We start from the raw sequence: 14,405 nt of genomic DNA, 5'->3' as shown, positions 1-14,405 counted from the left end.
ATGAAAAAGATATTAACTATTATATATCTGTTGCTTATTTTCAGCAGCAGCCTGACAGCTCAGCGTATGTTTCCCAATCAAATAGGAGTAGAATTTAATGCCGGATTACTGCAGCAGGAAATATCCAAAAATTATTATGCAGGGGTAGGAATGGTTGTTCATTCTGGGAAGGGGCATTACAGTACCTACTCATTTGAGTACGATAGGCGGATAATTGATTACAAGGAAACAGCTATTGCCGTAGAAACTTACATGGGACTGGGTGGATATAGTTTCAATCTTATATCCGATAGAAGCAGAAATTTTGTGATAAATGTTTCATTATATGTCATAGCTGGATACGAAAAAATTAACAGTGGAAATACGGCGTTATATGATGGTGCTCAATTAATTAGTGAATCTTCTTTTATGTATGGTGCTGGCGGAGGATTAAGCCTTGAAACCTACCTGTCAGATCGGTGGTTACTGATTATTTCCGGAAGAGCGAAAGTGCTCTGGAATACATCTGGAAAACTACTAAACCCATCTCTGGGAATAAGTATAAGATTTAATTTATAAAACAATAATAATATGAATACTATAATAAAAATAAGAAGATCTATCCTTTCTACTTTATTTATACTGCTTGTTTTACTGGTAAGTGAGCTCGGCCTTTCTTCATGTGCACAGGACCTTGAAATCCGGCAGAATTTCCCTTTTGAGATTTCAGTTATGCCTGTTCCTAAGGATATTGCCAAAGATGAATATGTTGAAATTCGTATTAAAATTCTTCCTGAAGGTAATTTTGCAGATACTCAATATCATCTCCGGTATTTTCAGTTTGAGGGAACAGGGAAATTACAATACTACAATACTCAACCGTATTTCCCCAATGATTCCTATAGGCTTTTTGAAAGAGAATTCAGACTATATTATACTTCAACTTCTGAAGTTTCACAGTCATTTACGGTGTGGATTTATGACAGTTTTGGAAATGAGAAGAAAATTGACTTTCAGTTTAACAGCAAAAATGGGAATAGAGAAGTCAGTTCTTTAGCTTTCTAAATATTTGTTTAATGCAGATACCTACTACTTTTAATCTTTTATTCTGATTATTTACAAATGAAAGCACTATTTTAATGTTTGCGAAAAGATGACCGGTTTTAAAGGCTGGTCATCTTTTCGCGACGTCATAAGAATCCAGAGCACTAATCAATTGACTCTGGATTCTTTTTTTTTGAAGAAGTGGCAATTTATAATATTCCTTCGTCTGAAAAAGATAGATATTCCGTTGAGGTCATTATGCAATGATCCAAAAGGTTAATATTAAGTAATAGACCTGCTTCCTTTATTTTTCGGGTAATGTTAATATCTTCAGAGGATGGTCTCAGATTGCCAGAGGGATGGTTATGAGCTATGATAATAGACACTGCATTACATAGCAACGCTCCCTGCATAATAATTCTGACATCAACCAGTGAAGAGGTAATTCCGGATTCTGATATTTTTTGTATTCCTAAGATTTTATTGGCCTGATTAATATACATCGAGTAAAACGACTCTTTGTAATCGATCTGATCGGCGTCAAAATGTTCCCTAAAAATATTACTGGCATCCCGAGAGCTTAATACGGTTTTTTCGCTATTCCCTTTTCTTGAATAGGTTAATTTGATTTCATTCACTATACTAAATTTCATTGTTTTTGCTCTGAGTACGGCAGAGACTTGTATTACCCATACTGTTGTTAAACATTTGCTTAATTTCTTTTTCCGATTCTCATTCATTTACAATATTTTTCAAAAGAAAAACCGGAAAAAAGAAAGCAGATAGGAAGAGAGAGCAAAGGAAGAGGCAAAAGGAAACTGAATAATGGAAGGGACCCTGTGGGAAGTGGTCCGTTATGCGGTAGTCTTTTGACAGGCATAGCAGATAGTGTTCTCTATACCTTAGCTGTCTTTTTACTGGTTAGATATGAAAAATACGGCTATGAACTGTAGTGTTTATTCTATAATAATTTCTATTTAAAACTATGGGTGTTGTGAAATAGTTATAATGTAGAAGCTTTATATTTACAATAATAACTAGAGAACAGCTGCGTTCTGTATTACTATTTTGTGATGATTATGATCTCAATGGTATTAAAGCAGTGAACCTTAATGGATTTGATAAGGATTTTTTGGGAACCGTATTCTGGGTCTATACAGGGACCAAGAACTTTAAAAATGATCCTGGAGTGGAAACGGATTCAGTTGCTGATTATGTAACTTCTACATTTCCTCCTGCTTTTATCAACGTAGGAAATGCAGATCTTTTAGCTAGACAATCCTACGCATTTGCCAGAAAATTTACAAGATTGAATGTAAAAGTTGATACCTTATTTTTTCCGATAACCATAAACTACTACCTCGTGAATATTTAGTAACTCAGTCGGAAAAATGGCAAAAAAACGCTGCTTTCCTGTCTTCAACGGTTAAAGATAAGAGTGATAAAAACCAGTAAAAAAAAGTAAAAAACATGTGCTATGAAAAAATTGTCTTTACTATTTATTCTGATTATCATATATGTGAATGCTCAGAGTCTGGAGTTGGTAAATGGTGATTATACTTATACAAAAATAATCAGTACATCAAAAAAGAAAAAAGATATTTATCCAATAATAAAAAACTGGCTTGCTGACAATTCTATGCAATACTTTAACGATACAGATGATCAATATCTGGGTATATTAACCTTTGATGAACGATTGCCCCTGATGCATTACAATGATACCCAATCTACCTTTCCTTCATTTACCAATACAGTAGAAATTAAAAACAAAAAGATAATCTATAAGGCCAGTCAAATTGTTTTACAAGACAGTTATGGAGGGATGACGAATATCAGAAATGATTACAAGAGTCTTTTGAACAGAATTGCAAGTTTAACATCGCATATCAATGAATTAAATAATAATTTAATTAGGGAAAAAAATGAAAAGAGAAAATCCGATATAAAAAAAGAGATTGATATTGAAAATAAAAAATTAACTCTTGTTAATGCAATCAATAAAAAGTTAGGCGATCATTTTAAAGGGAATGTTGATATTATCTCGAAAATGCTGGAAAGAAAAAATTGATTGTTATAGCTACTATATGAATTTGTGTCAGTTAGTTGATCTTTCCAAAAAAAGAAAATATCTCTCAAATGAGATTAAAGCATTATTGTTATAATCGGTCTCCTAATGTTGACCAAATTTTAGACAATATTTAAATAAATTATAGTGAATTGATCCTTTAAGGTAAAATGTTTTATATTTGTGTATTCAAACTAAAGAATTCTTTGATCAAGAATTTAAGATTTTGCAGATTATAAAAATATATAGAGTTGTGTCAAATTCGTGGCAATTGTCTGAATTTTATTTTAATTATTCCATATTCAGGTAGTTTTTATTGCTAAGTTCGAATCCCTCACTCTCCGCAAAAAAACCTTGAATCATTTGATTCAAGGTTTTTTTTATTTGTAGCAATTACTGTAATTTTCAAAAATACTCCAAAAGTTTGTGGCAATGTGTGGCAATTTTTAAATCGCTTAAAAATTATTACAGAAAACAGACTTAAAATGCTGTGAAAATCATTTAATTCTGCTTTTATTTCCTCTGTTCGGACTTTTTATTATGTTTTGAATAATAAGGATTGAGCAAAATTACCTCCTATATAATATCTTTGCAAATTAAAAGAAAAGTGACCATTTATAGCTTATCTGCATCTATTTTGGCAGGTAAATTACTCTCTTAGAAGGGGATGTTCAGTAATGTATTTATAAAAAATATATTTAAGATTAAAATTATGATTTTAAAAAATAGAAATGGGTGGATAATTTTCTTTTTATTACTGATTTTTACGATAAAATTGAACGGACAGGTATATTCCGAATTAGATATAGACAGCCTGCAAATAAAAGAGACTAAAAGGCTAATGGAAAATGGTGATTATAATGGAGTAATTGCTATGGAAAAGAAATTGCTGAAGCGGTCTAAGGAGCTAAATTATACCAAAGGTGAGATCAGAGGATATATGAATTTAGCTGATTATTTATGTGGGCTAAACAGGAATAAAGAGAGTTTTTACTTTCTCTCGATTTCAGAGAAAAAGCTGAGAGAATTTAATGAGGCAGTTTTGATTACAAGGTTGAATATAATTTATGGTAAGAACTATCATGGTTTGGGCTTATATAAGGAATCTCTTTTGAGCTTTAATAAGGCTATTCGGCTTGCCTACAATATATCTGATAAAGAAGAAAGAAACCGAGGGCTAAATTATATATATAATCAGAAAATGATTGCTTTCGCGGAAAAAGGTTTAATGGATTCCGTGTATTCAATGGAACGTAAATTACCTGTGAATTCTGAATTATACGTTTCTCGTGCTGAAAGGAATCTTAAAAGCAAAAAGCTGGATTCAGCAGAGTATTACCTGAATAAGGCCAATTTATTATCCAGTCAAGCCCCGGCCGAAAGTAGATCCAGAGTTTTACTGTCTTATGGAGAGCTTTATTTTTATAAGAAAGAATATGAAAAAGCATTGAAATACTATTTCCAGTCTTTACAAGTAGTCAAAAAAATTGGACTGAAAAAGTCTGAGAAAGTAATTTATCAACGTATTTATGAAAACTATAAGAAACAGAATGATATCGAAAGAGCCAATGAATATTTGGAAAAATATACTGCATTAAATGATAGTCTCAATAGTGTGGAAAGAAATATCTTAGATATTCCGATCAGGAGAATTACCGATGAAAATATTGAAAATGAAAAACAGAAAAAAAATGTTTTTTATTATATCATGATAGGGGTTATTTTATTAAGCATTATATTATTTGCTGTTTTATATAAAACGAACAAAAGTAGACAGAAACAAAAGGATCTACTGATTATGGAGAAAGAAAAGGAAACGGAAATTCTTAAGAAGCAATTATCTTCATCTATTGATGAATTGGTACAGCTCGCTAAAGAAAATTCACCTGAATTTTTTACCCGTTTTAATGAGATATATCCTGAGTTCAGAAGGGAATTATTGGAAATTTCCCCTCGCTCAAAAGCCAGTGAGATTACTTTTTGTGCTTATTTATTTCTTAATTTTTCTACTAAAGATATTGCAGAATTTACTTTTACATCTCCTCGCACCGTGCAAACCCGCAAATATAATATTCGCAAAAAATTTAATATTCCTTCTAATGAAGATCTGTATATATGGATTCAGAATATTGCCGGAAATTAACATAGAAATATACTCTGTTTCCCCTGTAAGTTGTTGTTAAGTTAATTGTGCTTACTTTATTCGTATGGCAATCTCTTGATTTTTTTGATCCTTTACAGGACTGTTAAAAAGCAGCTCAAACGAAAGAATGATCCTCCATAAACCCGCTGATAAATGAAAACCCGTTTCCCTGCGGTTTCTTTTGGTATATTCTATGAGAATAAGGAGAATAGTTAAAGTGAATTCATTTTTATCATTAAAATTCTTGCAAAGGGGTAAATAAGATGTTTAAAGCATCAATTTTGTACTCTTAGAACAATAAAAGAGCTACCATATGGAATGAAAAAACTTCTGTTTCGTTTACAAAACAGAAGTTTAACAATAGGGGAATTTTCTTTAAAAGATAATCCGTATGGTTGATATATTATTTCTCAAATAACTGGAAGGATATATCTTTTACTGATATGTCCAGCAAATGAGCATTTCCTGTTGCATAATTACCATCTGCTGTTCCTGAATTCCATTTTATAAGAGATTGAGTGGGTTTAATCCTGACCTTAAGTATATTATTAGTATTTAAAAGAGTAGTTCCTGTTAGGCTTGTTGTAAATAGCTTGGTTGAATTTACTGCTGTGGATCCTCCTGCCGCAATATTAATTTCAGTAGAAAAAGTTCTGATAACAGCTCCATTCAGGATGAGCTCTATATCATATTGTACCCAATGGGAAGCAACTGGAACAATATTATTTATAGTTGCAAAACCAAATTTATAATCCAATGACAGTAAAAAATATTTATCTGTATTCACACTTTTTTTATCAAAGGTAATAGTATAAACAGGATTAAAAACAGTGGAGGAAGGGACTGGACAAAGGCCATTAGTAGCCGTACAAGAGCCTACCATCTGGTCATAAGTATAAGATCCGTTAGAGGTATTTGCTGCATTAAACCCCTGCATAGCAGACAGCGCATACGTGTTATATGTTGGGATATCATTGATACTGGCCATCTTAAACCAGCTGGGAGACGCTGGTGTTCCATTATTATAATAGAGTCCTGAACCTCCGGTAATGGCAGCGTTGGTATTGTAAACCACCAGACCGTTGGCAGGAGAGGAAACGGTAGTCCCATCAGTAAGATTTTGTAAGCTTAGTCTGGGCAATAAAATCCCCTTACTTCCGGAACTGATGTCTAATATTGCAGAGCTATTGGGAGAAACGGTTCCTAGTCCTACACTTCCTGTGGGGGTGACTACAACATCATTAGTCTGCTGCAATGCTGTTGGAACTCCTGTTGCAGCATTATCCTTATTTCCGTCAATATGGAATACACCTTGAGGGTTACTGGTATTAATACCAACCTGCCCTTTACTATATAAGGCCATTAAAAATGCTGTAAGTAATACAAATTTTTTCATCGTAGAATTTTTTAGTAAATAAATTACTTGTTTTAAATTTTTACAAAAGTGATAAAGAAAACAGGGAATCCTATAAAATTAACATACGTATTACATACGTATATTCGTGTACTACAAAAACATTTTAAACCAACAAGCTGGTACAACAATGCTACAACGTAATACAGCATTATACAACATTCTACAACAGTGCTACAACAGTTCTACAACATAATGCAATATACAGGCAAAAAGATAAATTTTAATTTACCTTTTCATAAAGTAGTAGCGTAATGCCATCCAATTATTTTAAACATACGATCTGATATTTACAGGATCTGTTGGGATGTCAGCTATTGAGGCAGCAAAGATTAAACAGCAGAAACTATTATTTATTTCAGAAGGCGTAAACATGCTTATAATAGGTCTTGGCTAAGATGGAGTAAGAAAAAAGAGGTATTAATCCTGAAGAATAATCCCAAAATTTAATGAAGATAAAAAGTAGGGAATATGTAGTTCACGAAGATGATCTAATACTGAGATTATTTGTACAACTCCTTTTCTATAAAATTATTGAATCGTTTTAAGAATTCCTTTGCGCGTGTTTCTTTGTTTCTGATTAATTCTTGTTTGCTCAGGGGATTTTTGGTATTTGAATCAAACATTATGGTTTCTGACATTCCGGAGGAGCTGTGCATTAGTTTGATGTTTTTAGCAGGATCTTTTATGTATTCAAGCCAAAGTTTATTGAATTTTTCCTTTGTCAGGAAGATTTCTGCCGTTTTTGAATCGATAAGTGAAAGGCTGTCGTTGAGCTTCTGGCTTCCAACCATATTGAAAATATGAGTTCCCTCTTCATCTTCAATATGTAAGATCAAGCCGGGCAGGCCACAAAATTTATAAGGTCCGTCCTGAATTTGAATGTCATTGGTAAACCATGCAATCCAGTTTCTTCCGCCGAAATGGGTGGTAGCCTTCTGCGCTTTAAAACCCTCGAAAGTTTTTGTTTCAGGAAGAACCTCCCAATTGATTTTATTGAGTTCTTTTACGGCAACATTACTGGCATTAAGAGAAGTGTGGTACACTGTTTCCAAGCCTGGATACATTTTGGAAACCCTGAAATTGGCTTTCGGATGTTGGATCTTTCTAAAGTCAATATGGATGGTATTTGAAACCTTTCCTTTTTCAAGTTCCGCATTGAAAAGAGAATCCCGCGTAATCAGCAAAGCGCTGTAAAAATAAGATCCCTTTTTGGTAATATCGAGATTCATAATCTCCTTTTCCACCTTATCCTTGTTTAATGTATCCATCTTGAACGAATATTCATAGACAAATCTTTGATTTTGAGAAAACAAAATTCCGGAGATAAAAAGTAAAAGAGTAATGATGATTTTCATTTTCTATTTTGAATAATGGTCGTTTTTAAATTAACAGATGACTCATGACATCATTCAAATATAAGCAATGTTTCTAAAAATAGACGGTCTGTCTATCTATGAACCAGCAAAAGCGAAAGTTTCAGGAACCTTAAACACTTACTTTCTTGTACTTTTTGATGTATAAATCGTTCCTGCAAAAAGAACAATGATATTCCGGCCTTGCGGAAAATCTTGATCTATGGTATTTTGTGGGTCATCATAAAAATCTATTTTTGCATTGAACGGCATAAAAGGCATTATAACTGATCATGTTGTTTCCTTAAAAAACTAAACCTTAAAACTAATTAAACCATGAAAATGAACAAAACTACACCGTATTTGTTTTTACGAATACACGCTCTTTTTTCCCAGTAATTTAAAACAACAGTAAGTCCTTAAAATTTCTTAAGGGCTAGAGCTGACATCTGCAAAATTCTTTTAAAATCAACGCTTATTCATTGATTAATATCCCTGTTTCTCTATGAATTCATCTGATTTTGAGGTGTTTTTGGATGTTCGGATTACTTGTGGTATGGAGTTCAGAAACCATATAAATGAAGCGGAACCGAAAAGCTATACGAGTAGGAAAATATCATGAAAATTAAAATATGAGAAAAATACTTTTATTAGGTGTATTCATCAGTATACACTCCTTTGCGCAATGTTGGCAAAGTCTTAATGCAGGAAATGAGCATTCAGCAGGAATCAAAACAGACGGATCACTGTGGGGATGGGGAACTAATTTTTCAGGAGAATTAGGCGACGGAACCTCGATGACCAGAAAAGTACCACGTCGGATAGGAAAAGTTACAGACTGGAAAACGATCAGTTCCGGAGGTAACATGACTTTCGCTATTAAAAATAATGGAACATTATGGGGCTGGGGACGTAACGATTACGGGCAATTGGGAGATGGAACTATCGGTATAAAGAATATTCCAACACAGATTGGAACAGATACGAATTGGCAAAGTGTTAGTATTGGGGAGGACTTTTCGGTAGGAATCAAAACAGATGGAACGCTATGGACGTGGGGACGTAATGATTCCGGACAATTGGGAGATGGAACTACCATTTCAAAAAAGACCCCAACGCAAATTGGAACAGATACCAACTGGCAAAGTATTGATACAGGATATAAGTTTGTCTTAGGAATCAAAACAGACGGGACATTATGGGCATGGGGTACTAATACTTCCGGGCAACATGGAGATGGAACTAACATTTTAAAAAAGATCCCTACACAAATAGGAACAGATACGAATTGGAAAAATGTTGACGCTGCAGATAGTTATTCATTAGGTCTGAGAACAGATGGAACACTCTGGGCATGGGGTCAGAATGTTTACGGGCAATTAGGGAATGGCACTAACGTTTCAAAAAAAATCCCGCAGCAAGTTGGAACAGCAACCGACTGGCTTTATATAGGGGCTAAAAATGGAGCTGCATTTGCAACAAAGACAGATGGAACCCTTTGGTCATGGGGATATAATGCTTTTGGACAATTGGGGCATGGAAACGACACTTCAAGTGCCACATTTCCCCCTACACAAGTTGGCTCTTCTACGGACAACCTTCAGATCTATGTCGGAAAAAATCATGTTCTTGTAAAAAAAACCGATGGTACTTTTAGATCTTGTGGTTTAAATAGCTCAGGTCAGTTAGGCGATGATACCACTATTGAAAGAGATTCGTTTGTAGAGATTGCCTGCCCTGAAGTTTGCATCTCTCCGACACAGTTTTCAACAAATAATATTACTTCGGCAGCAGCTACTATTAGCTGGACGGCAGCAACCCAAGCTCCCAGCAAAGGCTATTTGTACATGTATAGCACAAATCCTGCGATGAGTGGAAATAATGGAACGACTGCTTCTACAACCGTAAATTTAACAAACTTGATGCCTTCAACTACTTATTACTGGTGGGTGGCCTCTGATTGCGGATTCAGCCAGGCGGTTTGGCTGGAAGGCGGATCCTTTACTACACTTCCTGCAACTGAACCAGGCTGTTGGAAAAATGTGAGTGCCGGTCTTAATCATTCCATAGGATTAAAAAAAGACGGAACATTATGGGGCTGGGGAGATAACTCTGATGGTGCGCTGGGAGATGGAACTACCATTAACAGAAATATACCCGCACAAATAGGAACTTCTGATAACTGGGTGAAAATAGTAGCCGGACTTTCTTATTCGGCAGGAATAAAAGCAGATGGAACACTTTGGACTTGGGGATGGAATTATGACGGGCAACTAGGGGATGGAACTACAGTGAATAAAACCTTACCTATACAAGTGGGAATAGCAACAGACTGGGTGAATATTGCAACCGGAGATGGTAATATGGCTGCCATAAAATCTGATGGAACGCTTTGGGGCTGGGGAAATAATAAGAGTGGACAATTAGGGGATGGCACAACAGTGAACAAAACCTTACCTATACAAATAGGAACAGCTACTGACTGGCTAAGTGTATCCTCCAAAGGCAATCATACGCTTGCTATCAAAACAGATGGAACACTTTGGGTTTGGGGAGATAACAAGTTTGGACAATTAGGAGATGGCACAACAGTGAATAAAACCTTACCTATGCAAATAGGAACAGCTACAAACTGGAAAGCTATTGAAGGAGGAAGGACTCATTCGATGGGACTCAAAACAGATGGTACAATCTGGGCCTGGGGAGATAATAGATGGGGACAATTGGGAGATGGTACAACAGTGAATAAAACCTTACCTATACAGGTTGGAACTGCAACAGACTGGCGAAATTTTAGCAGCGGCACTAATGGTTCCACTATAGCTGTAAAAACAGATGGAACGCTTTGGACGTGGGGATATAATGCCTCAGGACAATTGGGAGATGGATTAACAGTACACAGATCTATTCCAATGCTTATCGGAACTACCACCGACTGGCAAAGCATCTCAGCAGGAGCTCAAAATACATTGGCTATCAACACGAACGGACTTTTAGTGATCTCTGGTACTAATAGCCACGGAGAGCTGGGAGATGGAGGAGATACTCAAAGAACAATTTTTACACCTGTTGGATGTCCTGCAAATAATGTAGTGGTAAATGGAACTTCAGCAAACAAAGGTTTGAACATGGATAAATCCTCATTCAATGCAGATCAGCTTAAAGTTTATCCTAATCCTGTATATAATCTTCTGAACCTCTCATTGGATCAGAAAATTCTTTCAGCAGCAGTTTACAATACAGCGGGAAAAGAGGTACTTACTAAAGTAATCAATGATACTAAAGGAACACTTGACTTTTCAGCTCTGTTACCGGGTATTTATCAGGTAATAGTACATTCAGTGAATAACACTGTAAAAACTGTAAAAGTAATCAAACGCTAAACATGACCATTATAAAATTCATTGAGAAATAAACTGAATAGTTCTCTCTTGAGAACGTTCATCGGAAAAATAAGATTATTTATGCAGAAAGGCCTTGAATCAAATGATTCAAGGCCTTTTTATTGCTGAATATCCCATGATGATCATTGCGCTGCAAGATCTCCTGAAATCTTTTTTATTCAGTCCAAAAATGTCCTGCAGAATACGTTTTAGCTTTCCCTGCCACAATCACTCTTTCATTCTTGTTTTCACAATAAAGCTGGCCGCCTCTTTCAGAGATCTGACGGGCGAAAAGTTTATCTTTTCCTAATCTTTCAGACCAGAAAGGAATAAGCGAGCAGTGTGCAGAGCCGGTAACAGGATCTTCAAGAATGGAGGATTGTGAAGTAAAATATCTTGAGACAAAATCACTGTCCGTACCTGCTGCTGTCACGATAACACCTCCCGGATCCAGATTGATAAGATCAAAAATAGATCTTTCAATTTTTATGTTTTTGATATCCTCCTCAGCATCATAGACCAGCACATAATCTCTGGATTTGAAGACTTCTTTAGGCTGTATGGTAAGAGATCGGGTGATAATATCCGGAAGAGTAGCTGTTTCAGGCATTCTTGATGGAAAATCCATATAATACATCCCATCTTTTACCTCTACAGTCAATGCACCGCTTTTGGTGTCAAAGATTATTCTATTGCTCTTATAATTTAAGATGGTGGCCAAACAATGAGCCGTTGCAAGGGTAGCATGTCCGCACAGATCCATCTCTATTTCAGGAGTAAACCATCTAAGGTGAATCGTATTGCCGTTATCAATGAAAAAAGCTGTTTCTGCTACAGCATTTTCACGGGCTATTTTTAAGAGGGTTTCATCTGGTAACCAATTTTTTAATGGAACAACACACGCAGGATTTCCACGGAAAATCTCATCTGTAAAGGCATCTATTTGATATAATTCTAACTTCATGATTGGTAAAAATTTCATTTGTATAAAGATAATCTTTTCAGAAAGCCGATCCTAATTATTCATACTTCTGTAAAATAGTTATTTATAGAATTCTGGAGCTAAAAAACAGTTGTGGATTTAATCTTCTTATACAAATTAATAGTTGTTTCTTCCTTATACAGCTTGTCATAATTTTTCCACATACAGATGGAGATTTCTTTACACCTATTTCTTCAAAAACGATTCTGTAACCTATAGTTTTGTACTATTAAAAACAGGAAACAATGAAAAAATATTTTTATAATTTTCTTCATTCAGATTTTTCAGGGCACCCGCTAGCACTCCCTACGGTTTGTTTACAGAGAATCTAAAACTTACCATAGCTGCTGTATCATAAAATCCTTATACAGTTTAATTTCCTAAGATTTATTCACTTTATCAATAACTCATAATCATATCAGAATGTTTAAAAATTTTACTGCATTATCAATCGCGGCCGCTTTGCTTTCTTACAGTATGGGATCTGCTCAAAGTGTGGGGATCAACAAGGCCCAACCCGGATCAACACTGGATGTTAACGGATCCTTGGCTGCAAAATACACTTCTGTTACCTCTGCAGCTTATGCCATGACTTCGGGAGATTTTCACATCTCGTATAACGGAACGGCCAATGCTGTTTTCACCCTTCCGGCAGCAGTTTTAGGAACAGGCAATTTCAGAGGACGTATGTATACCGTTAAGAATAACACCGCTTTTACGGTTACGGTAACTCCTGCGGCTTCAGAAACAATTAATGGAAGTGCAAGTGCCGCAATAGGACCTAACCAAAGCCTGCAGCTGATCAGTACCGGACTTACAGGCGCTGTTTCTACATGGGAAGTCTCAGGAAATACCAATATTACAGCAAGTAATGGACTTACTGCTGTAGGAGAGGATGTGAGACTTGGTGGTACACTTTTGCAAAATACAGCGATTGATTATTTAGATAAAGCTTTATACTTCAGAAGTAATGTGAATGGATCAGGACTTACATCCATCAGTAATACAAACTCCGGAACCAATGCTTCAGCTCTTTTAAGGCTTACTAATGATATGGGAAGTTCTATGGATATGTTCCTTAATTCTTCAACCAAAACCACTGAAGGAGGAGTCAATGCAGGAACAATCAATAATATAGGCGGTGCTCTTACTATAGCAGCGAATAATAATGTTGCCCAATTTAAGCTAAGTCAGGCCAGTGGTGGTGATTATTTTTATAATGCAGACCGAAAGCTTAATTTCAACGGAGATGGTGATATTACCGCCTTTGGTGCAGCAGGGAATGCTCTTAATGCATATAATGGGCTTCTTACTTTAAAAGGGAACAGCAGCAGTCCGGCATTTGCTCAGGTAACAGTAGGTACTACAGGTTTTCGATATTATTATGGCAATAATGCCAATAGCACGCTTGATATTGATGGGAATGGTGATATCAATATGAACAGACCAGAAGTTGGTGGTATTGGCGGAAATAAAGTTGCAGCCACGAAAGGGCATCTTGATTTAAGCGGATACAACACGCTGAATGGTTCTGTTACTCAGATCTATCTTGGCGCAGAAGGATTCAAATACAGTTATAACGGAAGCACGAAAGTAACTATTGACGGTAACGGGCTAGTGAGTGCGGCAGGAGGTTTTGTCAATACTTCGGACATGCGTTTAAAAACTCAGATTAAAGAAATAGGGTATGGTCTCAGTACCATTATGGCATTGCAGCCGAAACAATACGAGTTATCTGCTAATACTCAGATTAAAGAGGGAAAACCTGCTGTAAATCCTGTACAGAAAACACAACATAAAATCGGATTCCTGGCGCAGGATCTTTATAAAGTAATTCCTGAGGCGGTCTATAAACCGAAAGATGACACAAAAGAAGCCTGGGCCGTCGACTATGCTTCCCTTGTTCCCGCCCTTACAAAAGCCATTCAGGATCAGCAGAATGAAATAGAAGAGCAAAAAGTCACAATTAAAAAACTGGAAACAGAAATGGAAACAATCAAAAAGAAATTAGGATTGAATTGATTGAAATGTCCACGG

General features: G+C 35.6%; 11 protein-coding genes. 7 read left to right on the top strand and 4 right to left on the bottom strand.

Going from position 1 to position 14,405, the window contains the following annotated elements; translation table 11 throughout:
• Positions 1 to 558 carry a conjugal transfer protein TraO gene (locus JOE44_RS07090; protein WP_209784955.1) on the top strand — a complete coding sequence of 186 codons (558 nt, stop codon included), beginning with the start codon at positions 1 to 3 and terminating at the stop codon, positions 556 to 558.
• Between the two features lie 12 nt (positions 559 to 570).
• Positions 571 to 1,044: a DUF3872 domain-containing protein gene (locus JOE44_RS07085; protein WP_209784954.1), complete on the top strand. Its 474-nt coding sequence runs from the start codon at positions 571 to 573 to the stop codon at positions 1,042 to 1,044.
• A 188-nt stretch (positions 1,045 to 1,232) separates the two neighbouring features.
• Here JOE44_RS07085 and JOE44_RS07080 read toward each other — a convergent pair whose 3' ends face one another.
• Complete coding sequence (locus JOE44_RS07080; protein ID WP_209784953.1) at positions 1,233 to 1,676, bottom strand: JAB domain-containing protein; 444 nt, start codon at positions 1,674 to 1,676, stop codon at positions 1,233 to 1,235.
• A 449-nt stretch (positions 1,677 to 2,125) separates the two neighbouring features.
• Between JOE44_RS07080 and JOE44_RS07075 the strand changes: the two genes are divergently transcribed.
• The 3 genes from JOE44_RS07075 to JOE44_RS07065 all read left to right on the top strand — a co-directional run bounded on the left by JOE44_RS07075 (position 2,126) and on the right by JOE44_RS07065 (position 5,234).
• Positions 2,126 to 2,398 (top strand): hypothetical protein, encoded by a 273-nt coding sequence (locus JOE44_RS07075; protein ID WP_209784952.1) that lies wholly within the window; start codon positions 2,126 to 2,128, stop codon positions 2,396 to 2,398.
• Positions 2,399 to 2,500: 102 nt separating this feature from the next.
• Complete coding sequence (locus JOE44_RS07070) at positions 2,501 to 3,094, top strand: hypothetical protein (protein WP_209784951.1); 594 nt, start codon at positions 2,501 to 2,503, stop codon at positions 3,092 to 3,094.
• Positions 3,095 to 3,803: 709 nt separating this feature from the next.
• Positions 3,804 to 5,234: a LuxR C-terminal-related transcriptional regulator gene (locus tag JOE44_RS07065; RefSeq protein ID WP_209784950.1), complete on the top strand. Its 1,431-nt coding sequence runs from the start codon at positions 3,804 to 3,806 to the stop codon at positions 5,232 to 5,234.
• A gap of 403 nt (positions 5,235 to 5,637) precedes the next feature.
• Here the strand turns inward: JOE44_RS07065 and JOE44_RS07060 are convergent, their stop codons facing one another.
• Entirely contained in the window at positions 5,638 to 6,630 is a 993-nt protein-coding gene (locus JOE44_RS07060; protein WP_209784949.1) for a hypothetical protein, read from the bottom strand.
• 521 nt (positions 6,631 to 7,151) lie between these two features.
• The gene (locus JOE44_RS07055) at positions 7,152 to 8,006 is read right to left on the bottom strand and encodes a GLPGLI family protein (protein WP_209784948.1); all 855 of its coding nucleotides are present in this window, start codon (positions 8,004 to 8,006) and stop codon (positions 7,152 to 7,154) included.
• Positions 8,007 to 8,635: 629 nt separating this feature from the next.
• Here JOE44_RS07055 and JOE44_RS07050 point away from each other — a divergent pair.
• Positions 8,636 to 11,386, top strand: coding sequence for a T9SS type A sorting domain-containing protein (locus tag JOE44_RS07050; protein WP_209784947.1), 2,751 nt, complete (start codon positions 8,636 to 8,638; stop codon positions 11,384 to 11,386).
• 175 nt (positions 11,387 to 11,561) lie between these two features.
• Here the strand turns inward: JOE44_RS07050 and JOE44_RS07045 are convergent, their stop codons facing one another.
• Entirely contained in the window at positions 11,562 to 12,350 is a 789-nt protein-coding gene (locus JOE44_RS07045) for a PhzF family phenazine biosynthesis protein (RefSeq protein WP_209784946.1), read from the bottom strand.
• Positions 12,351 to 12,791: 441 nt separating this feature from the next.
• On the opposite strand from JOE44_RS07045, the gene JOE44_RS07040 reads away from it, so the two are divergent.
• A complete protein-coding gene (locus JOE44_RS07040; RefSeq protein ID WP_209784945.1) occupies positions 12,792 to 14,390 on the top strand; it encodes a tail fiber domain-containing protein in 1,599 nt (532 codons plus the stop codon).
• The last annotated feature ends 15 nt before the right edge of the window (positions 14,391 to 14,405 follow it).

The organism is Chryseobacterium sp. PvR013 (assembly GCF_017833095.1).
Lineage (GTDB): Bacteria > Bacteroidota > Bacteroidia > Flavobacteriales > Weeksellaceae > Chryseobacterium > Chryseobacterium culicis_A.
Note: the sequence above shows the minus strand (reverse complement) of the source record. Positions and strands in the feature narration are given on the sequence as shown.

What these genes read in the sequence shown, in the direction of transcription:
- JOE44_RS07090 (WP_209784955.1), top strand. Translation starts at nt 1, where the DNA reads ATGAAAAAGATATTAACTATTATATATCTGTTGCTTATTTTCAGCAGC.
- JOE44_RS07085 (WP_209784954.1), top strand. Translation starts at nt 571, where the DNA reads ATGAATACTATAATAAAAATAAGAAGATCTATCCTTTCTACTTTATTT.
- JOE44_RS07080 (WP_209784953.1), bottom strand. Translation starts at nt 1,676, where the DNA reads ATGAAATTTAGTATAGTGAATGAAATCAAATTAACCTATTCAAGAAAA.
- JOE44_RS07070 (WP_209784951.1), top strand. Translation starts at nt 2,501, where the DNA reads ATGAAAAAATTGTCTTTACTATTTATTCTGATTATCATATATGTGAAT.
- JOE44_RS07065 (WP_209784950.1), top strand. Translation starts at nt 3,804, where the DNA reads ATGATTTTAAAAAATAGAAATGGGTGGATAATTTTCTTTTTATTACTG.
- JOE44_RS07060 (WP_209784949.1), bottom strand. Translation starts at nt 6,630, where the DNA reads ATGAAAAAATTTGTATTACTTACAGCATTTTTAATGGCCTTATATAGT.
- JOE44_RS07055 (WP_209784948.1), bottom strand. Translation starts at nt 8,006, where the DNA reads ATGAAAATCATCATTACTCTTTTACTTTTTATCTCCGGAATTTTGTTT.
- JOE44_RS07050 (WP_209784947.1), top strand. Translation starts at nt 8,636, where the DNA reads ATGAGAAAAATACTTTTATTAGGTGTATTCATCAGTATACACTCCTTT.
- JOE44_RS07045 (WP_209784946.1), bottom strand. Translation starts at nt 12,350, where the DNA reads ATGAAGTTAGAATTATATCAAATAGATGCCTTTACAGATGAGATTTTC.
- JOE44_RS07040 (WP_209784945.1), top strand. Translation starts at nt 12,792, where the DNA reads ATGTTTAAAAATTTTACTGCATTATCAATCGCGGCCGCTTTGCTTTCT.